The sequence below is a fragment of the Stenotrophomonas sp. GD04024 genome (genome assembly GCF_029837545.1).
Lineage (GTDB): Bacteria > Pseudomonadota > Gammaproteobacteria > Xanthomonadales > Xanthomonadaceae > Stenotrophomonas > Stenotrophomonas forensis.
Genome location: NZ_JAOEDV010000034.1, coordinates 1 through 19,024 on the forward strand (window position 1 = coordinate 1; position 19,024 = coordinate 19,024).

Genomic DNA, 19,024 nt, shown 5'->3' on the forward strand with positions numbered 1-19,024 from the left:
CAGCCGCCAGCGGCTGGGCCGGGCCCCGGAGGGGGTTCACGGCGTCCCCCGCGAACCCACCCCGGCCGGCCAGGCGCGGCTTTTGATGTTCACGGCCAACCCGCCACGAGGGGCTGCGCCGTTCGCGGGAAACCCCTCAGTCGTCCGCGGACACCGTCCGCCCCGACGCCCACGCCCGCAGTGCCTCCACCTGTTCGGCCATCAGCACCGACAGCGGCCGCGTGGCACGGATCTCGGTCATCAGCAGCTCGGTGTCGAGCGGCCGGCTTTCCGCATGCGCTGCATACAGGCCGGCCACGATCGCCTGTTCGATCTCGGCACCGGAAAAACCGTTCGCCGCCGCGGCCAGCGCCGGCAGTGCGAAGTCATCGGCGTTGAGCTGGCGCCGGCACAGGTGCAGCCGCAGCAGTTCCACGCGGACGTCCGGGGCGGGCAGGTCGACGAAGAAAATTTCGTCGAAACGGCCCTTGCGCAGCAGTTCGGCCGGCAGCTCGTGCACCTGGTTGGCGGTGGCGACGATGAACACCGGCGCCTTGCGCTCAGCCATCCAGGTCAGCAGGTAACCGAGCACGCGGCGCGACACGCCGCCGTCCTCGCCACCGGTTGCCAGCCCCTTCTCGATCTCGTCCATCCACAGCACGCACGGTGCCAGCTGCTCGGCCGAGGCCAGCGCCTGGCGCAGGTTGGCCTCGGTCTCGCCGTGGTACTTGTTGTACAGCGCGCCCACGTCCAGGCGCAGCAGCGGCACGCCGAAACCGGCGGCGGTGGCCTTGGCCAGCATCGACTTGCCGCAGCCCTGCACGCCCAGCAGCAGCATGCCGCGCGGCGGGTCCAGCCCGGCCGGGGCCGAGCCGGCGATGAAGGCCACCCGGCGCTGGTTGATCCAGCGCTTGAGCCGGTTGGCCCCGGCCACGTCGCCGAAGCGCGCGCTGTCATGCTCGAAGAACAGGTGCCCGCTGCGGTTGAGCAGCTCGAACTTCAGCCGTGCCAGCTGCGGCAGGTCGTCGTCGCGCAGCGCGCCGTCGGCGTAGATCAGCTGGCGCGCGATGCGCCGGGCATCCACCAGGCTCAGGCCCTGCAGGTTCTTCAGGATCTTCTTCACCGCTTCGCTGTCGACTTCCACGCGGCGGCCGCCGTGCTCGCGCGCGTAGGCGTCGGCCTCCTCGCGCAGCATCTTCAACAGCGCGTTGGCATCGGGCAGGCGCGGGTTGAAGCGCACCGCCAGCGCTTCCAGCTCGGCCGGCAGTTCCACCTTGGCACCGATCAGCACCAGGACGTGCGGCTCGCTGTGGCGGCGCTGGATCAGGTCGCGCAGCGCGCGCTGGTGGCTGGCATAGCCCAGGTAGGGGTGGAAATCGAGCAGCAGGTAGACCCCGCGCTGGTCCGCCTGGCGGATCATCTGCAGCGCTGCGCTGGCATCGGGGGGACCGACCGGCGGGTCTTCGCTGTCCAGGTCGATGCGGCGCAGGCCCTCGGTGATCGACCAGCGGTGCAGCGCCCGCCACACGTGCATCAGCGTCTGCCGGAACAGCTCGACGATGCGGCCCTCGTCCTGGGTTTCGATCACGATCAGGGGGGTATTGGCGCGGATCAGTGCGCTCAGGTCCTGCAGCTCGCTCATGCCGGTTCGATCCTTCGGGGGCGCCACGATAGCAAAGGCAAGCGGCGCAGGTTCAGCGCGGCGCTACCTCCCGTCACCACCGCCGGTGTACGCTCGGGGCACGTACCCGGAAGCGAGGCTGGCATGAAGACGATCCTGGTGGCCGGTTCCAAGGGCGGGGTGGGCAAGACCACCGTCGCCACCCACCTGGCCGCGTACGCGGCATTGCAGGGCAAGGCCACGGTGATCGCCGATGCCGACCCGCAGGGCTCCAGCACCCGCTGGGCGCAACGGCGTGCCGGGCTGGAAAGCGCGGTGCTTCCCATCGACGTGCATCGCAAGAAGCACTGGGCGCAGAAGCTGCCCGACGGCGCCGAAACCGTCATCATCGATGCGCCGGCGGGTGCATTGGCCGACGATATCCCCCATTTCCTTGACGCTGCCGACGCGGTGGTGGTGCCGGTGCTGCCTTCGGCGCTGGATATCGAAGCCATCGTCGGTTTCCTCAACAGCCTGGCCCAGAACCCGCGGGTGCACAGCCGCAAGCTGCCGGTCGGGCTGGTCGTGAACCGTACCAAGCCCTGGACCCAGACTTCGCAGCAGGCCCTGCAGATGCTGGCCGAATGGCCCTACCCGGTGGTCGCGCAGCTGCGTGACAGCCAGAGCTACGTGGTCATGACCGGCCTCGGCCGCAGCCTGTTCGACTACCGGTCGGCCCAGGTGCGCGAGCACCAGGCCGATTGGGAGCCCCTGCTGTCGTGGCTGAAACTTTGATATCGGCGTCACTTTTCCTGCTGCATCCTCTTCTTCATGGAAACCCGCGATGCGTGAACTGATCCTGCTGCGCCATGCCCATGCCGAACCGGCCACCCCCGGCCAGGCCGACCTCGACCGGCCGCTGTCGCCGGTGGGGCTGGCCGAAGCCGAAGCCGCCGGCAAGTGGCTGAAGGAAAACAATCTGCTGCCGGACTGCGTGCTGTGCTCGCCGGCGCGGCGTACCCGCGAGACCCTGGAAGCCGTGCTTGGCACCATCGGCTACGTCGAGAAGCGCCTGGAAGACCGCATCTACGAAGCGACCCCCGGCACCCTGGCGGCACTGGTGGATGATCGCCGTGACCTCGACCGGGTGCTGATCGTCGGCCACAACCCGGGCCTGGAACGCCTGGTGGCGTTGATGACCGAGGGCAGCAGCAGCGACTACCGCGGCATGCCGCCGGCCGGCATCGCCGTGCTCGGCTTCCCGCGTGAGGCCGCGATCGAACCGGGCGTGGCCAGCCTGAACGCGTTCTGGTGGCCGTGATCCGATGAGCCTGGCGCGGCGCGGCCGCTTGCTGCTGCCCGCGCTGCTGGCACTGGGCCCGGCCTGGGCCGTGGTGCCGCCGCCGACCCCGTTGCCGCCGGTGGCGGCCGAAGCCCCGCGCATGCTGCGCCTGGATACCGTGCGTTCGCAGATCGGCTTCGAGGTGCGCACCCGGTTCGGGCAACGCATCGAAGGCGTGTTCCCGCACTTCGAGGGCCGCATCGAGATCCTTTCCGATGGCCGGCACCAGGTGCACCTGAAGATGTTCACGCGCTCGGTCGAGATCCCGGGCAAGGCGCGCTATACCGGCTGGATGCGGGGCGAGGAATTCTTCGATGCAGGCCGTCATCCGGTGGTCGAGTTCGACTCGCTGCCGTACTGGCCGGAGACCGTGGAAAACGGGGGCGACATTGATGGCCGCCTGACCCTGCGCGGGATCAGCCACCCGGAGAAACTGAAGGTCGAGAAGGCGGAGTGCGCCCGACCCGGCTATGATTGCGACGTCGTCAGCCGCGGTACCGTGCAGCGAGGCCGGTATGGCATGGACAGCTGGCAGCTTGCCTTGAGTGACCGAGTGACCTTCGTATTGCGTGCGCGCCTGAGCGAGGCGCCGAAACCGTGAACCTCCTGCTGCGTGTACTGGCGCTGGCAACCGTGTTGCTGGGCAGCGGTTGTGCATCGCTCTCGCATGCCGAGCGCGACCGTGCCGAAGCGATCGCCGTGCAGGCGCGCTCGGCCGTGGTCGATTGCCAGCGTGCCGACCGCTGCGCTCAGGACTCGCCGCTGCGGGCACTGGCCGGCCGCGCGTTCACCGAATCCACCCCGGAGCGGCCGCGCCACTACGCGACTCTGCTGGATGAAGGCGAAGGTGCTCTGGTGGCGCGCCTGAACCTGCTGCGCAGCGCCACCCGCAGCATCGACCTTCAGACCTACATCTTCGACAAGGACGACAGCGCCCGGCTGGTCATCGACGAGCTGCTGGCCGCATCGCGCCGCGGGGTGAAGGTGCGGGTGCTGATCGACCAGCTCTCGGCGATCTCCGACCTGCAGATCCTCGGTGCGTTGTCCGGTGCGCACCAGAACTTCCAGCTGCGGGTCTACAACCCGACCTTCGGCAAAGCCAGGCTGAACTACTTCGACTACGCCGGCAGCGTGCTGTGCTGCTTCCGCCGTTTCAACCAGCGCATGCACAACAAGCTGCTGGTGATCGACGATGCGATCGGCGTGGTCGGCGGCCGCAACTACCAGGACGACTATTACGACTGGGACCGCGAGTACAACTTCCGCGACCGCGACGTGCTGATCGCCGGCCCGGAAGCACGTGCGATGGCGGCCAACTTCGATGCGTTCTGGCGCGCCCACCGCAGTGTGCCGGCCGAACGCCTGAACGACGTCGGCCGCACCCTGCTGCGCGAGGGCGTGCCGATCCTGCCGCCGGCCACTTTCCGCCGCCCGGAACGGGTGCAGCGGGTCAGCGCCGAGGCCAACGACAACGAGTTCGTCACCCGTTCCTTCGTCGATACCGCGCTGCCGGTGGCCTCGGTGCGCTACGTGGCCGACCTGCCGCGCAAGCACCGCCGCGAGCAGCCCGACGCGCCGCTGGCCGGCCAGCACGTGACCGAACCGCAGCTGGATGCACTGATTGCCAGCGCGCAGAAGGAAGTGATCCTGCAGACGCCCTACCTGGTGCTGTCCAAGCCGGCGCAGAAACTGTTCCGCGAGCTGCGCAAGCGCCCGCAGCCCCCGCGCGTGGTGGTGTCCAGCAACAGCCTGGCCGCCACCGACAACCCGATCGTGTATGCGCTGTCGTACAAGTACAAGCGGCGCAACATGCGCGAACTGGGCTTCAACATCTTCGAATACAAGCCGTTCCCGCTGGATGCGCCGGTCGACTACCGCAACCTGCTGCCCGACCCGATCACCGCACCCGACGGCGAGGACGATGGCGGGCGCAATCCGTTGCTCGGCGGCAGTGCCGCCGGCAGCAACGCCGGAGGGGGCAGCACCGGGCGCACGCTACCGGCCAGCAAGCAACAGGCCGTGGTGAACCACCCGCGCACCGGCAGCGCCTACCAGAATGCGCGGGAACGCCGCCGCGCCGCCGGCAGCGAAGTGGAGACGCGGCTGCTGCGTACCGAGACGCGGCCGTCGTTCCTCGGCAGCAAGGCGGTCAACAAGCCGCTGCCGGTCACCCGCAAGGGCGCGCGCATGGGCCTGCATGCGAAGTCGCTGGTGGTCGACCGCCGCATCGGGGTGGTCGGCACCCACAACTTCGATCCACGCAGCGAGAACTACAACACCGAAGGCGCGGTGATCATCGATGACCCGGTGTTTGCCGAGCAGCTGGCCCAGAGCATCCTGCGCGATACCCATCCGCAGAACTCCTGGACGGTGGCGCCACGGGCCAAGCCGCCGGTGCTGTCGGGCCTGAACTACAGCGTCGGCAAGGCGTCCGAAGCGCTGCCGATCCTCGATTTCTGGCCCTGGCGCTATGCCACCGACTACGAATTCAAGCCCGGCCCGGAGTGCCCGCAGCCGCTGCCGCGGCAGGACCCGGCCTTCCACACCTGCTACGTCGCCGTCGGCGACTTCCCCGAAGTCAACGTCGGCCCCAAGTGGCTGCTGGTGCGCATGCTGACCGCATTCGGCGCCGGCCTCGTTCCCATCCTCTGAAGGTACCCGCATGGCCCAGGTATTCCGCGAAGCCGTTTCCATCGAGCAGCTCAACGCGCTCAGCCGCAGCACGGCGATTGAATCCCTGGGCATCGTCTTCAGCGCGGCCGGCGAGGACTGGCTGCAGGCGACCATGCCGGTGGACGAACGCACCCGCCAGCCCTACGGCATCCTGCACGGCGGCGCCTCGGTGGTGCTGGCCGAGACCCTGGGCAGCAGCGCCGGCAACCTGTGCGTGGAGACCGGCAAGCAGATCTGCGTGGGCCTGGAGATCAACGCCAACCACGTGCGTGCGGTGCGCTCGGGCACGGTCACCGGCACCGCCCGCGCGCTGCACGTGGGCCGCAGCACCCAGCTGTGGGAGATCCGCATCGAGGACGAGCAGGGCCGCCTGGTATGCATCTCGCGGCTGACCCTGGCGGTGGTGGCCGCCGGCCACGGCTGAGCCCCTGGCGGGCGCGTTGACGGCGGCGGAACCCAGCGTTCCCCGCCGATTGCCCCGGTCGATCGGTGTTATGGCCTAAATCGGCTGGCAGCGATGACGGCCCTCCGGTATCGTGCGCGGATGACTTCCCCCACTCCGGCCCCCCGTGGCGGCGTGGCGCGTGTGTGCCGTTACCTGTACCGCGTACCGCTGCTGTTGGTCCACATCATCGTGTTCCTGCCGCTCATCCTGATCGGCATGCTGCCGCCGTGGGGCGAACTGCGCGTGGGCGACGCCACCTTCGGCGCCAAGGTGGTCAACTGGTGGCAGGGCGGGCTGATGTGGATCTTCGGCTTCCGCCTGGCGCAGATCGGCCAGCCGCTGCCCGGCGCGGTGCTGTTCGTCGCCAACCACGTCAGCTGGGTCGACATCTGCATCCTTCACAGCCAGCGCATGATGGGCTTCGTCGCCAAGCGCGAGATCGCCAGCTGGCCGCTGGTCGGTTGGCTGGCCGCGCGTGGCCAGACCATCTTCCACCAGCGCGGCAACACCGAATCGCTCGGTGGGGTGATGCAGGTGATGGCCGACCGCCTGCGCGAAGGCAAGGCGGTGGGCGTGTTCCCGGAAGGACGCACCCGCGGCGGCCACGAAGTGGGGCCGTTCCATGCCCGCATCTTCCAGGCCGCGGTCGAGACCGGCGTGCCGGTGCAGCCGGTGGCACTGGTCTACGGAGTGAAGGGCGACGCACAGACCATCGTCGCGTTCGGCCCCGGCGAGAGCTTCTTCGCCAATTTCCTGCGCCTGCTCGGTGAGCCGGCGCGACGTGCGGAAGTGCACTTCCTGGCACCGATCGGTGCGCAGGACCTGGAAGGCCGTCGGCGCATCGCGGAGACTTCGCGCGCGCGCATCGTGGCGGCCATGAGCACCGGGTGAGCGCACGGTGGCCCTGATCCCGCCACCTGTACTGGACGCCGGCACGCCGACGCTGCACGCGGCTGACTACCAGCCGCCGCGCTGGCTGCGCAATCCGCACCTGCAGTCGATGCTCAGCTCCAGCCGCATGCGCCTGCAGCGCGGCCTGCTGTTGCTGGCGGCCACGGGCGCGGTCAGCGAGGAACTGATTCTCGACGGTGGCGATGGCGTGCGCCTGCAGGGCTGGCACAGCCATGTCGAAGGCCGCGAACCCAAAGGCATGGCGTTGCTGCTGCACGGCTGGGAAGGCAGTGCCGAATCCAGCTACATGCGCATGGCCGCCGCGCGCATGCTGGAACAGGGCTTCGACGTGGTACGGCTGAACTTCCGCGACCACGGCAACACCCATCATCTCAACCGCGGCATCTTCCACTCCAACCTGATCGATGAAGTGGTGCATGCTGCGGGCGATATCGCCCAGCGCTGGCCGCAGCTGCCGCTGGTGGCCGCCGGCTACTCGCTGGGTGGCAACTTCGTGCTGCGCCTGGCCCTGCGCGCGCCGGCCGCCGGCGTGCCGCTGCAGCGCGTGGCCTCGGTCTGCCCGGTGCTGGACCCGGCACTGACCATGGAAAGCATCGAGAACGGCCCGGCGATGTACGACTGGTACTTCCGCCGCAAGTGGGCCGGTTCGCTGCGCCGCAAGCGCGACCTGTTCCCCGAGCTGAGCGACTGCGACGACCGCGTGCTGAAGCTGGACATCCGCGCACTGACTGCCTGGCTGGTCGAGCGCCACACCAGCTTCGGCTCGCTGCAGGCGTACTTCGACGGCTATTCGATTGCGGGCGACCGCCTGTCCACGCTGCAGGTGCCGGCCGACATCCTGATGGCGCAGGATGATCCGGTCATTCCGTATACGACCTTCAATGACTGGCAGCTGCCGCGCCAGGCGCACCTGGAAACCGCCTGCTGGGGCGGCCACTGCGGCTTCATCGAGAACTGGCGGGGCGATGGCTTCTCCGAGCGCTGGGTTGCGCAACGCCTGCAGCGGGTCCTGCAGGCCTGAACCGGCAGCGGCACGCAGCCCGCTACAATGCCGGTTTGCACTTGAAGCGGACTGCCATGCAAGACCAGATCATCCAAGCGTTGCGCCAGAACCAGGCCGACCAGGCCGTGCAGCTGGCCCAGGCGTGGACCCGTGACGAACCCGGCCTGGCCGATGCCCACCGCTGGCTGGCGCTTGCGCTGCAGCAGCAGGGCAACGCCGAAGCCGCGATGGAGGCATTGCAGCAGGCGCTGCGGCTGGCCCCGGACGACGCCCAGCTGCACCTGCAGCACGCCGGCCTGCTGCTGGCACTGCGCCAGTTCGAAGGCGCCGACGAGGCGCTGCTGCGTACCACCGGCCTCGATCCGAACGCTTTCTCCGCCTACCTGATGCAGGCGCACCTGGCGATCGGCCGCAACGACTTCGACGAAGCCCAGCGCCTCTCGACCCTGGCCGGGCGCGTGGAACCGGAGCATCCGGAACTGCTGACCATCGACGGCATGGTCGCGCTGCGCCGTGGCGATGCCGACCGTGCGCTGGCACTGCTGTCGGCCGCCAGCAAGGCGCTGCCGGACGATACCCGCGTGCTGTACGCACTGGGCTTCGCCTATCTGGGCAAGGACATGCTGGCATTCGCCGAGCAGTCGTTCCGCCGCGTGCTGGAACTGAACCCGTCACTGTCCTCGTTGCACGGCCTGGTGGTGCAGCTGGCGCTGCGCCAGGGCAACGTGCCGGCTGCGGCCGAAGCCGTGCAGGTCGCCCTGCAGCAGCCGGAGCTGGACGTGCCGGCGATGCGTCGCCTGGCCGGTGAGCTGGCGCTGCGCAACAGCCAGCCGCTGCAGGCGCTGGACCATCTGCTGCCGTTGCTGGACACCCAGCCGGAAGACCGCCAGGTGCTGCAGCTGCTGCTGATGTCGTGGCAGCGCCTGGGCCGCGAGGATGAAGCGCGCGCACGCCTGGATGCAGTGCTGGAAGCCCATGACCAGCTGCACGACGTGTGGCTGGCGCGGCTGGCCATCGAGCAGGTGGGCAGCGCAGGCGCAGTGGCCGCCGTCGAGCGCTGGATGGCGGCGATGCCGGCGCATCTGCCGGCGCTGGAAGCGCGCCTGCGCCTGCACGACATGGTGGGCGAGCGCGCGCAGGCCGAGGCGATCGCCGAGCGCATCGTCAGCCTGGAACCGGGCCGCGTCAGCGGCGAAACCCGGTTGGTCGAAGGGCTGCTGCAGCGCGACCCGGCCGCCGCGGTCGCGCGCGTACAGGCGCTGATCGAGCAGGCACCGGAGGCCCACCGCGCCGACCTGCGAACCTGGCTGGGCGAGATCCAGGATCGCGCCGGGCAGCCGCAGGAAGCGCTGCGCACCTGGATGTCGCTGCAGGCCGAGCAGGCGCCGCAGCGCTTGCCGCTGCCGCCGCAGGCCAAGGCACCGCCGAGCTGGCCGGACAAGGGCAGCATCGATGGCGATGCCAGTTCCGCACCGATCTTCCTGTGGGGCGCGCCCGGCTCGGGCGTGGAGCGCGTGGCGACCGGCCTGGCCGCCGCCAGCCCGGTGCTGCGCAGCGACCGTTACACCAACACGCCACCTGATGACGCCTTCCAGAACTTCAACACGCTGCAGGACCTGGCGTCGGGTGTGCTGACGCCGGAACGGCTGGTGCAGCGCTGGCGCGAACAGCTGCCGGCGCGTGGCCTGCAGAGCGACACCGTGATCGACTGGCTGCTGTGGTGGGACAACGCCCTGCTGTGGGCGCTGCGCCCGCAGTTGCCGCAGGGTCGCCTGCTGCTGGTGCTGCGTGATCCGCGCGACATGCTGCTGGACTGGGTGGCCTACGGTGCCGCTGCACCGCTGGCGATGACCTCGCTGGCCGAAGCCAGCGAATGGCTGACGCGCGCGCTGACCCAGGTCGCCACGCTGCACGAGGAAGACCTGTATCCGCACGTGCTGCTGCGCATCGACCAGATCGGCAATGATCCGCATGCGATGGCCGAACTGCTGGGCCGCCTGTTCGAGCGGCCGATGCCGCCGGCTGCGCAGCTGGGTGCTCCGCGCTTGCCGCCGGGCCACTGGCGCAACTACCGCGACGTGATGAGCGCCGCCTTCGCCCAGCTCACCCCGGTTGCGGTGCGCCTGGGTTACCCGGAAGAGTGAGGAGAGTCCCATGCAGCTGAGCAGCAACAGCCTGACCCACGGCGCGCCGATCGACCGCGCGTTCGCCGCCGGCGACGCCAACGGCTTCGCCCCGGACCGCAACCCGCACCTGGCCTGGAGCGGGGCGCCAGCCGGCACCCGTTCGTTCCTGCTGGTGTGCGTCGACCCGGACGTGCCGACCGTGCCGGAGACGGTCGGCCGCAGCGACATGAGCGTGCCGCGTGACCAGCCGCGCTGTGATTTCGTGCACTGGGTGATGGCCGATATCCCGGCCACGGTGCAGGAGATTGCCGCCGGCAGCTGCAGCGATGGCTTCGTGGTGAAGGGCAAGCCCGCGCCGGCCGGCCCGGACGGCAGCCGCCAGGGCCTGAATGACTTCACCGGCTGGTTTGCCGGCAATCCGGACATGGCCGGTGACTACCTGGGCTACGACGGTCCCTATCCGCCCTTCAACGACGAGCGCGTGCACCGCTACTTCTTCCGTGTGTTCGCGCTGGACGTGGCCTCGCTGGAGCTGCCGGCACGCTTCACCGCCGCCGACGCGTATCGGGCCATGCACGGCCACGTGCTGGCCGAAGCGGCACTGCACGGAACCTACACGCTGAACCCGGCGCTGGGCTGAGGCTGTTGTCGGGTAGTGCCGGCCGCTGGCCGGCAATGTCCGTGTGTTGCCGCAGTCGCCCATGGCAGCCGGCCAGCGGCCGGCTCTACCCCCGACGGGAAGGGCGGCCACCCGGCCGCCCTTTTCATTCCTCCGGCAGCGATGCCGGTTCGAACACCGCGGTATCGCCCTGCGCGTTGCGCACCGTCAGCGTGCCGCGCTCGCCCAGCTCGAGCATCGGTGCCGCCCCTCCGCCGTGCATCAGCATTCGCGCGCGCTTCTGCTGCGTGGTCATTTTCGGGTCGATGCACTCGGCCGTGGTCTGCACGCCGTTGCGCAGGAACAAGTGATTGCCCTGCAGCTGGTACTGGCTGCTGGCGTGGTTGCACAGGTTCAACTCGCTCATGAAACCGGACCGGAAGCGTAGCGAGTAGGGCGCGTGGCCCGGAACGAACAACGCGTCAATGCGCCGGCCCTGCGCGTCGGTGGCGCGCGCCAGTTGCCACAGGTGTGCTTCAAGCCGATCGATGCCGGGCGTACTGGCAGCGGCCACATCCGCAGACATGGCCAGCAGTGCCGCAATGATGAGGACGGGGACGTGCTTCATGCCGATCTCCCGATGCATGTGGATAGTGCCGGCCGCTGGCCGGCAACATCCGTGTGTTGGCGGCGCCCGCTGGGCAGCCGGCCAGCGGCCGGCTCTACCCGCCATGAAGAAGGGCGGCTTCGCGGCCGCCCTTCAAGAGCCAGCCGACTAACAGTCGGCTCTACATCACTTCTCGATGGCCGACTCGACCACCATGTCCAGCACGTACGCCTGCGACGGGGCATCGGCCGGCGGGTTCTTCACCTCGTAGCGCTTCACGCGCACCACGTTGCGCACGCCGTCTTCGTGGGTGTAGCCCTCGATGTTGCCGTAGAAGTTCTCGAACTTGCCCGGCTCGCCCTGCTTCAGGCCCTTGTCGTCGAACTTCACCTCGCGCACCTGCAGGCACTGGTAATCCGGAATCAGCGGGTGCGAGCACTTCTCGGTCTTGGCCGCCACTTCCAGGAACACGGTTTCGCCGGCGCCGCCGTAGCGGGTTTCAGCGGTCGGTTCCGGGTTGAACACCAATACGTCGCCCTTGGCGGTGGTCAGGGTCAGCGTGCCGTCGGCATCCTGCTCGGCCTTCAGCTCGCCCTGCAGGCGGCTCGACACGGCCTCGTCCAGCGCCATCAGCGCCTTGTCGGTGCAGGCCATCATCGTCGACGCCATCGCGCCCACGGTCAGCTTGCCGTCGGCCAGGCGGTAGCTGCCGCCCATGTGGTTGCAGGTGTTGCTTACCGACAGGCGGCCATCAGCGAAGTCCAGGGTGACCGGCTTGTCTTCGCGGGCGAACAGCGCATCGATGCGCTTGCCGTCGGCGCCGGTGGCCTGCTGCAGCAGCCAGTGCTGGCTCTGCAGGCGCTGCGCATCCAGGTGCGCCAGCGTCTGCTGGTCTGCTGCCTTGGCCGCGGCCGGGGCCACGTCGTCGCCGCCAGTGCCGGCCGGGGCCGGGGTCTGGCTGCAGGCGGCCATCAGGGCCAGCGGGAGGAGCAGGGTGAGCTTGCGGTTCATGGTGATTCTCCTTGGGGAACCGTGGGGGAAACGGGGTAGGGCCGGCAACGGGGTTGCCGGGCCCCGGCGCTGTTCAGCTGCCGGACGGCAACCACAGCAGCAGCGCCGCGCCCAGCGCGATGCGGTAAATGGCGAAGGCGGTGAACCTGTGCGACTTGATGTAGCCCATCAGCCACTTCACTACGACGAAGCCGGTGACGGCAGCGGCAAGGAAGGCCACGCCCACGTCGGTCCAGTTCTCGCTGCCCAGCTTTCCGTCCTTGGCCATTTCCAGGAAGGTGTAGGCGCTGGCGGCGAACATGGTGGGAATACCGACCAGGAACACGAACTCGGCGGCGGCCGCACGGCGGCTCAGGCCCAGCAGCATGGCCAGGAAGATCGCCGAGGCCGAGCGCGAAGTGCCGGGGAACACGCCGGCCACCACCTGCGCCAGGCCCACGCCGATCGCCACCGTCCAGGTCACCTGGTCGCGGTCGGGCAGGCGCGCGGTGTAGGCCTCCACCAGCAGCATCCAGACGCCACCGATGATCAGTGCCCAGGCCACCGGGCTGACCGTTTCCGGCAGCGACCAGCCGGCCTTGCGCACCACCAGCCCGACCACGGCGGTGACCAGGAAGGCGGCGCCCAGCTTGAACACATAGTCGCGGTTCTCGCGCTGGTTGAAGCCGGTGGCCAGCTGCAGCAGGCGCTGGCGGAACACCAGCACCACGGCCACGATCGCGCCGGCCTGGATGACGATGTTGAAGAAGTCCGAGCGGGCTCCCAGCCAGTGCTGGGCGATGAGCAGATGGCCGGTGCTGGAGATCGGCAGGAATTCGGTGAGGCCTTCGAGGATGCCCAGCAGCAGGGCGGAGAGCAGGTCGGACATGGACGGTGCGTGCACGCGCGGCGGAAGGAAGAAGGTCGAGAGGATAGACGATCCCTGCTGCACCAAACGGGTGCGTCTGGTGGCGGGCGCACCCGTTTGGTGCGGACCGTTCTGCACCGCGGCGGGGCGCCCTTTTTGAAATCAATGACTTGCAGCTATTTAAAAGTTGGCACGGTCGTTGCTTTACCTCAGCAGGCATTCATCCCCATCCGAGGTCGTACCGATGTCCGTGGAAAACGTAGAAAAGCTGATCAAGGACAACCAGATCGAGTTCGTCGACCTGCGCTTTGTCGACATGCGTGGTGTCGAGCAGCACGTGACCTTCCCGGTCAGCATCGTCGAGCCGTCGCTGTTCGAAGAAGGCAAGATGTTCGATGGCAGCTCGATCGCCGGCTGGAAGGGCATCGCCGAATCGGACATGGTGCTGCTGCCGGATACCGCCAGCGCCTACGTCGACCCGTTCTACGCCGATCCGACCATCGTGATCAGCTGCGACATCCTCGACCCGGCCACCATGCAGCCGTACGGCCGCTGCCCGCGCGGCATCGCCAAGCGCGCCGAGGCCTACCTGAAGTCCTCCGGCATCGCCGAAACCGCGTTCTTCGGCCCGGAACCGGAATTCTTCATCTTCGACTCGGTCCGCTTCGCCAATGAAATGGGCCACACCTTCTTCCAGGTCGACTCGGAAGAAGCGGCGTGGAACAGCGGCGCCAAGTACGACGGCGCCAACAGCGGCTACCGTCCCGGCGTGAAGGGCGGTTACTTCCCGGTTCCGCCGACCGACACCCTGCACGACCTGCGCGCCGAAATGTGCAAGACGCTGGAACAGGTCGGCATCGAAGTGGAAGTGCAGCACCACGAAGTGGCCACCGCCGGCCAGTGCGAGATCGGCACCAAGTTCAGCACCCTGGTGCAGAAGGCCGACGAACTGCTGCGCATGAAGTACGTGATCAAGAACGTCGCGCACCGCAACGGCAAGACCGTCACCTTCATGCCCAAGCCGATCGTCGGCGACAACGGCAGCGGCATGCACGTGCACCAGTCGCTGTCCAAGGGCGGCACCAACCTGTTCTCCGGTGACGGCTACGGCGGCCTGAGCCAGCTGGCGCTGTGGTACATCGGCGGCATCTTCAAGCACGCCAAGGCCATCAATGCCTTCGCCAACTCGGGCACCAACAGCTACAAGCGCCTGGTGCCGGGCTACGAAGCCCCGGTGATGCTTGCCTACTCGGCGCGCAACCGTTCGGCCTCGTGCCGCATTCCGTGGGTGTCCAACCCGAAGGCGCGCCGCATCGAAATGCGCTTCCCGGATCCGATCCAGTCCGGCTACCTCACCTTCACCGCGCTGATGATGGCCGGCCTGGACGGCATCAAGAACCAGATCGACCCGGGCGCACCGAGCGACAAGGACCTGTACGACCTGCCGCCGGAAGAAGAGAAGCTGATCCCGCAGGTCTGCTCCTCGCTGGACCAGGCGCTGGAAGCGCTGGACAAGGACCGTGAGTTCCTGAAGGCCGGCGGCGTGATGAGCGATGACTTCATCGACGGCTACATCGCGCTGAAGATGCAGGAAGTGACCAAGTTCCGCGCGGCCACCCACCCGCTGGAATACCAGCTGTACTACGCCAGCTGACCGGTGGCGATGGCGGTGGGCTTCCCCCTCCCACCCGCCGCCATCGCTTCCGACTTCGCGGCTGGGGAGCCGCGGTCAGATCGGGGTCGGATCCCTTTCGTTCACGAACGGGCTCTGACCCCTGATCCAGGGGCAAGAGAGAGACCGGATACGCGACCAGGGCCGCCCTCCCTCCCGCGTCGGTCGTGCAAGGAGAGAGGCACGGCCGCCCCGGCCCTGTACGTGTCCGGTGCAACAGCCACGGCCATCATCCTGATGGCCGGTGGTTGCCTGATGCCAACGCGCGCTGGCGCGCTGGCCCCATCCACCCTCGGGACATGCGCATGAAACTGATCTCCGCCATCATCCGGCCGTTCAAGCTCGACGAGGTCCGCGAGGCCCTCTCCGACGCAGGCGTGTCGGGCATCACCGTGACCGAAGTGAAAGGCTTCGGCCGCCAGAAGGGCCACACCGAGCTGTATCGCGGCGCCGAGTACGTCGTCGACTTCCTGCCCAAGATCAAGATCGAAACCGTGGTCACCGACGAGCGTGCCGATGCGGTGATCGAGGCGATCCAGTCGTCGGCCGGCACCGGCAAGATCGGTGACGGCAAGATCTTCGTCACCGCCGTCGAACAGGTCATCCGCATCCGCACCGGCGAGATCGGTGCCGACGCGCTGTAATCCCCCTTCCGGAGATTCCCCCATGAAGATGCGCCTTCTCACCGGGTGGCAAGCCCGGTTCCATATCGTGTGCCTGCTGATGCTGCTCAGCGCGTTGGCCGCCGGCGCGTGGCCGGGCACTGCCCACGCCCAGGCCCAGGTGTCACCGCTGCCCAGCGAAACCGTTGCGGTTGAGTCGTTGCAGGACCCGGCTGCGGCGGCCGCCGCACCTGCGATGGCCGAAGCGGCTGCCGCCTATGACCGCGGCGACGTCGCGTGGATGCTCACTTCCACCCTGCTGGTGCTGTTGATGGTGGTGCCCGGGCTGGCGCTGTTCTATGGCGGCCTGGTGCGTTCGAAGAACGTGCTGTCGGTGCTCAGCCAGATCCTGGTGGTTTTCTCGCTGGTGCTGCTGCTGTGGGTGGCGTATGGCTACAGCGCGGTGTTCAGTGCCGGCAATCCGTTCTTTGGCTCGTTCACCGAATTCGCCTTCCTCAAGGGCTTCACCCCCGACTCGGTCGGCAACACGCCGATCAAGGGCCTGCCGGACTACCTGTTCGTGGCCTTCCAGTCGACCTTCGCCGGCATCACCACCGCGCTGATCGTCGGCGCCTTCGCCGAACGGATCAAGTTCCGCGCGGTGCTGCTGTTCTCGGCGCTGTGGTTCACCCTCAGCTACATCCCGATGGCGCACATCGTCTGGGGCGGTGGCTACCTGGGTGAACTGGGTGCGATCGATTTCGCCGGCGGCACCGTGGTCCACATCAATGCGGGCGTGGCCGGCCTGGTCGCCGCATGGTTCGTTGGCAAGCGCCTGGGCTACGGCCAGACCGCGTTGAAGCCGCACAACGTGCCGTTCACCTATATCGGCGCGATGCTGCTGTGGGTGGGCTGGTTCGGCTTCAATGCCGGCTCCGCTGCCGCGGCCGATACCGTGGCCTCGCTGGCCTTCCTCAACACCGTGCTGGCCACCGCCGCTGCCGTGCTGGGCTGGACGCTGGTGGAAGCCATCGGCAAGGGCAAGCCGTCGGCACTGGGTGCCGCCTCGGGTGCGGTGGCCGGCCTGGTCGGCATCACCCCGGCCTGCGGTACGGTCGGTCCGCTTGGCGCGATCGTGATCGGTTTCGTCGCCGGCGTGGTCTGCGTGTGGGGCGTGACCGGTCTCAAGCGCCTGCTGAAGGTGGATGACACCGCCGACGTGTTCGGCGTGCACGGTGTCGGCGGCATCGTCGGTGCCATCCTCACCGGTGTATTCAGCGCACAGTCGCTGGGCGGCACCAAGGCCGATCTGGATATCGCCCATCAGGTGTGGGTGCAGGTGGTCAGCGTCGGCCTCACCGTGCTGTGGTCGGCGGTGGTGACCACGCTGATCCTGCTGGTGGTGCGCAGCGTGGTCGGCCTGCGTGTCACCGAGGAAGCAGAGCGCACCGGCCTGGATGTCACATCGCATGGTGAATCGGCCTACGAGGCCTGACCGGCTTCACGGTTTCAACGGCGTCCTCCCACTGCCCGTGGCAGTGGGGGGATTGTCGGCATCACCTTGCATCGCGGGCACCTGCTGACGCAACGGCCCACTCGGGGCAGAGTCCACGCGCGGGCCGGCAGCAGAATGCCCTTCGTCGGGCTTCACAATTTTGCGTTGAACGCCTCGCGGTCGCCGCCCGGCGGCTCTGTTTCCTGTAACGCGATTCCCTTAAAGTGCTGCCTCTTCCGACCGGTTCTTCGCCGGTCTGGCAGCCAATTGCAGGGAAAAGAGCATCGTGGAACAGGGACGTTATGTACGCAGCCGCACGTTGCGGTGGCGGTTGTCGGTGGGCGTGGCACTGGCCATCGCCGGCGTGCAGGCACCGGCCTGGGCACAGGCGGTATCGCCGGAGCAGGAGTTGCTCCGACAGCAGGAGCGCGAGCGCGCGTTGCGCGAGCAGCAGGAGTCCACACCGGATGTCCGGCTGCAGCCCTCCACGGAAGACCTTGGCCATCTGCCGGCTGATGAGTCACCGTGCTTCACCATCCACACCATCGCGTTGCAGGGCGATCTTGCCGACCGCTTCCGCTGGGCGCTGGCGGCCGCCGATCCGCGCAGCGACCCCGCCACGGGGCGCTGCCTGGGCACCGCCGGCGTGGACATGGTGATGAAACGCGTGCAGAACGCGATCATCGAGCGCGGCTACGTCACCACCCGCATTCTTGCCGCACCGCAGGACCTGAAGACAGGCGTCCTGACGCTGACCGTCGTGCCTGGACGGGTCAACGCCATCCGCTTTGCTGCTGGCGAAGGCCGCCCCCCCGCCCTCTGGAACACGGTGCCGGTGGCGCACGGCGATGTGCTGAACCTGCGTGACATCGAGCAGGCGCTGGAAAACCTGCAGCGGGTGCCGACCGCGTCGGTGGACATACAGATCGCACCACCGGCCGATGGCGCCGCTGCCAAACCGGGCGAGAGCGACCTGCTGATCAGCTGGAAGCAGGTCCGTCCGGTGCGGGTGAACCTCACCCTGGATGACGCGGGCAGCCAGTCCACCGGCAAGATGCAGGCAGGCGCCACCGTATCGGTGGACAACCCTGCCGGCCTGAGCGATCTGTTCTACGTCAACGTGGGCCGGTCGGCATTCAATGGCAGCGAGCGCAGCACCGACAGCTGGTCGGCGCACTACAGCGTGCCGCTGGGCGCGTGGCTGCTGGGTGCCAACGCCAGCAGCTACGACTATGAGCAGACCGTTGCCGGTGCGTTCGAAAATTATGTCTACAGCGGCTCCAGCCGCAACGCCGAGCTTCGCCTGGCCCGCATGCTGTTCCGCAATGCGCATGCCAAGACCAGCATGTACGCGCGCGGCTGGTACCGCGAATCGGACAACTTCATCAACGATACCGAGATCGAAGTTCAGCGCCGTCGCATGGCGGGCTGGGAGCTGGGCCTGGGCCACCGCCACTTCATCGGCAAGGCCACACTGGATGTGAACCTGGCGTACCGCAAGGGTACCGGCGCCTTCAACGCTTTGCGTGCGCCGGAAGAGGCCTTCGGCGAAGGTACGGCGCATGGCCGCATCTACACCGCCGATGCGCAGCTGGTGGTGCCGATGCAGTGGGGCCGCCAGAGCCTGGGCTACACCGGCAGCTGGCGCGCGCAGTGGAATCGCTCGCCGCTGGTGCCGCAGGACCGCTTCTCCATCGGTGGCCGCTACACCGTGCGTGGCTTCGACGGCGAAATGTCGCTCACCGGCGAGCGTGGCTGGTTGCTGCGCAATGAGCTGGGCGCCGCCCTGGGCGGTGGCGTGGAGGCCTACGTTGCCATCGATCACGGTCGTGTTGCCGGTCCGTCCACCGCGCGCCTGCTGGGTGACCGGCTGACCGGCACCGCACTCGGCCTTCGCGGTGGTACCCGCCACATCAACTGGGATGCCTTTGTCGGCAGCCCGTTGTCCAAGCCGCGCGGTTTCCAGACCGCCTACACCACGTTCGGAATGAACCTGGGCGTCTCGTTCTGACGCCTGCGCATCCCCGGTACGCGCTGCATCCAGCGCGATCGGCACGATGCAGCACCGCGCAGCCTGCTGCGCGCTCAACCCAACAGCACCGAAAGGAATCA

17 protein-coding genes are annotated in these 19,024 nt (G+C 68.2%); 13 read left to right on the forward strand and 4 right to left on the reverse strand.

What is annotated here, in order from left to right; translation table 11 throughout:
* Nucleotides 1-136: 136 nt before the first annotated feature.
* Complete coding sequence (locus N7590_RS12465) at nt 137-1,621, reverse strand: AAA family ATPase (RefSeq protein ID WP_164241561.1); 1,485 nt, start codon at nt 1,619-1,621, stop codon at nt 137-139.
* A gap of 123 nt (nt 1,622-1,744) precedes the next feature.
* Here N7590_RS12465 and N7590_RS12470 point away from each other — a divergent pair, with 123 nt between their 5' ends.
* The 9 genes from N7590_RS12470 (at nt 1,745) to N7590_RS12510 (ending at nt 10,720) form a co-directional block, all read left to right on the forward strand.
* A complete protein-coding gene (locus N7590_RS12470; RefSeq protein ID WP_164241560.1) occupies nt 1,745-2,374 on the forward strand; it encodes a ParA family protein in 630 nt (209 codons plus the stop codon).
* A gap of 49 nt (nt 2,375-2,423) precedes the next feature.
* Nucleotides 2,424-2,900, forward strand: a complete 477-nt coding sequence (locus N7590_RS12475; RefSeq protein WP_053508990.1) for a histidine phosphatase family protein — start codon at nt 2,424-2,426, stop codon at nt 2,898-2,900.
* A gap of 4 nt (nt 2,901-2,904) precedes the next feature.
* A complete protein-coding gene (locus tag N7590_RS12480; RefSeq protein WP_008266732.1) occupies nt 2,905-3,522 on the forward strand; it encodes a YceI family protein in 618 nt (205 codons plus the stop codon).
* A complete protein-coding gene (locus N7590_RS12485) occupies nt 3,519-5,573 on the forward strand; it encodes a phospholipase D family protein (protein ID WP_164241558.1) in 2,055 nt (684 codons plus the stop codon). Before N7590_RS12480 ends, N7590_RS12485 begins: the two co-directional genes overlap by 4 nt.
* 10 nt (nt 5,574-5,583) lie before the next feature.
* On the forward strand, nt 5,584-6,018 hold the full coding sequence (locus tag N7590_RS12490) for a hotdog fold thioesterase (RefSeq protein ID WP_004153521.1): 435 nt from the start codon (nt 5,584-5,586) through the stop codon (nt 6,016-6,018).
* Nucleotides 6,019-6,138: 120 nt separating this feature from the next.
* Nucleotides 6,139-6,930, forward strand: coding sequence for a lysophospholipid acyltransferase family protein (locus tag N7590_RS12495; protein WP_053448442.1), 792 nt, complete (start codon nt 6,139-6,141; stop codon nt 6,928-6,930).
* 7 nt (nt 6,931-6,937) lie between these two features.
* Nucleotides 6,938-7,972: an alpha/beta fold hydrolase gene (locus N7590_RS12500; RefSeq protein WP_080357202.1), complete on the forward strand. Its 1,035-nt coding sequence runs from the start codon at nt 6,938-6,940 to the stop codon at nt 7,970-7,972.
* A 56-nt stretch (nt 7,973-8,028) separates the two neighbouring features.
* The gene (locus N7590_RS12505) at nt 8,029-10,098 is read left to right on the forward strand and encodes a tetratricopeptide repeat protein (RefSeq protein WP_164241557.1); all 2,070 of its coding nucleotides are present in this window, start codon (nt 8,029-8,031) and stop codon (nt 10,096-10,098) included.
* Nucleotides 10,099-10,108: 10 nt separating this feature from the next.
* The gene (locus tag N7590_RS12510) at nt 10,109-10,720 is read left to right on the forward strand and encodes a YbhB/YbcL family Raf kinase inhibitor-like protein (RefSeq protein WP_164086749.1); all 612 of its coding nucleotides are present in this window, start codon (nt 10,109-10,111) and stop codon (nt 10,718-10,720) included.
* 124 nt (nt 10,721-10,844) lie between these two features.
* On the opposite strand, the gene N7590_RS12515 is transcribed toward N7590_RS12510, so the two are convergent.
* From N7590_RS12515 to N7590_RS12525, 3 genes are all read right to left on the reverse strand, one after another.
* Complete coding sequence (locus N7590_RS12515) at nt 10,845-11,306, reverse strand: META domain-containing protein (RefSeq protein WP_053508996.1); 462 nt, start codon at nt 11,304-11,306, stop codon at nt 10,845-10,847.
* Nucleotides 11,307-11,471: 165 nt separating this feature from the next.
* Nucleotides 11,472-12,296, reverse strand: a complete 825-nt coding sequence (locus tag N7590_RS12520) for an META and DUF4377 domain-containing protein (RefSeq protein ID WP_164241556.1) — start codon at nt 12,294-12,296, stop codon at nt 11,472-11,474.
* 73 nt (nt 12,297-12,369) lie between these two features.
* Nucleotides 12,370-13,164, reverse strand: a complete 795-nt coding sequence (locus tag N7590_RS12525; RefSeq protein ID WP_053448447.1) for an undecaprenyl-diphosphate phosphatase — start codon at nt 13,162-13,164, stop codon at nt 12,370-12,372.
* A 223-nt stretch (nt 13,165-13,387) separates the two neighbouring features.
* Here N7590_RS12525 and glnA point away from each other — a divergent pair, with 223 nt between their 5' ends.
* From glnA to N7590_RS12545, 4 genes are all read left to right on the forward strand, one after another.
* Nucleotides 13,388-14,797 carry a type I glutamate--ammonia ligase gene (glnA, locus tag N7590_RS12530; RefSeq protein WP_004153533.1) on the forward strand — a complete coding sequence of 470 codons (1,410 nt, stop codon included), beginning with the start codon at nt 13,388-13,390 and terminating at the stop codon, nt 14,795-14,797.
* 323 nt (nt 14,798-15,120) lie between these two features.
* Nucleotides 15,121-15,459: a P-II family nitrogen regulator gene (locus N7590_RS12535; protein WP_004134334.1), complete on the forward strand. Its 339-nt coding sequence runs from the start codon at nt 15,121-15,123 to the stop codon at nt 15,457-15,459.
* A gap of 22 nt (nt 15,460-15,481) precedes the next feature.
* Nucleotides 15,482-16,912, forward strand: coding sequence for an ammonium transporter (amt, locus tag N7590_RS12540; RefSeq protein WP_053508979.1), 1,431 nt, complete (start codon nt 15,482-15,484; stop codon nt 16,910-16,912).
* 286 nt (nt 16,913-17,198) lie between these two features.
* Complete coding sequence (locus tag N7590_RS12545) at nt 17,199-18,923, forward strand: ShlB/FhaC/HecB family hemolysin secretion/activation protein (RefSeq protein WP_164241555.1); 1,725 nt, start codon at nt 17,199-17,201, stop codon at nt 18,921-18,923.
* The last annotated feature ends 101 nt before the right edge of the window (nt 18,924-19,024 follow it).

Coding starts and splice junctions, on each gene's coding strand:
- N7590_RS12505 (WP_164241557.1), top strand. CDS start 8,029: ATGCAAGACCAGATCATCCAAGCGTTGCGCCAGAACCAGGCCGACCAG.
- N7590_RS12520 (WP_164241556.1), bottom strand. CDS start 12,296: ATGAACCGCAAGCTCACCCTGCTCCTCCCGCTGGCCCTGATGGCCGCC.
- N7590_RS12510 (WP_164086749.1), top strand. CDS start 10,109: ATGCAGCTGAGCAGCAACAGCCTGACCCACGGCGCGCCGATCGACCGC.
- N7590_RS12480 (WP_008266732.1), top strand. CDS start 2,905: ATGAGCCTGGCGCGGCGCGGCCGCTTGCTGCTGCCCGCGCTGCTGGCA.
- N7590_RS12535 (WP_004134334.1), top strand. CDS start 15,121: ATGAAACTGATCTCCGCCATCATCCGGCCGTTCAAGCTCGACGAGGTC.
- N7590_RS12515 (WP_053508996.1), bottom strand. CDS start 11,306: ATGAAGCACGTCCCCGTCCTCATCATTGCGGCACTGCTGGCCATGTCT.
- glnA (WP_004153533.1), top strand. CDS start 13,388: ATGTCCGTGGAAAACGTAGAAAAGCTGATCAAGGACAACCAGATCGAG.
- N7590_RS12490 (WP_004153521.1), top strand. CDS start 5,584: ATGGCCCAGGTATTCCGCGAAGCCGTTTCCATCGAGCAGCTCAACGCG.
- amt (WP_053508979.1), top strand. CDS start 15,482: ATGAAGATGCGCCTTCTCACCGGGTGGCAAGCCCGGTTCCATATCGTG.
- N7590_RS12465 (WP_164241561.1), bottom strand. CDS start 1,621: ATGAGCGAGCTGCAGGACCTGAGCGCACTGATCCGCGCCAATACCCCC.
- N7590_RS12475 (WP_053508990.1), top strand. CDS start 2,424: ATGCGTGAACTGATCCTGCTGCGCCATGCCCATGCCGAACCGGCCACC.
- N7590_RS12470 (WP_164241560.1), top strand. CDS start 1,745: ATGAAGACGATCCTGGTGGCCGGTTCCAAGGGCGGGGTGGGCAAGACC.
- N7590_RS12495 (WP_053448442.1), top strand. CDS start 6,139: ATGACTTCCCCCACTCCGGCCCCCCGTGGCGGCGTGGCGCGTGTGTGC.
- N7590_RS12525 (WP_053448447.1), bottom strand. CDS start 13,164: ATGTCCGACCTGCTCTCCGCCCTGCTGCTGGGCATCCTCGAAGGCCTC.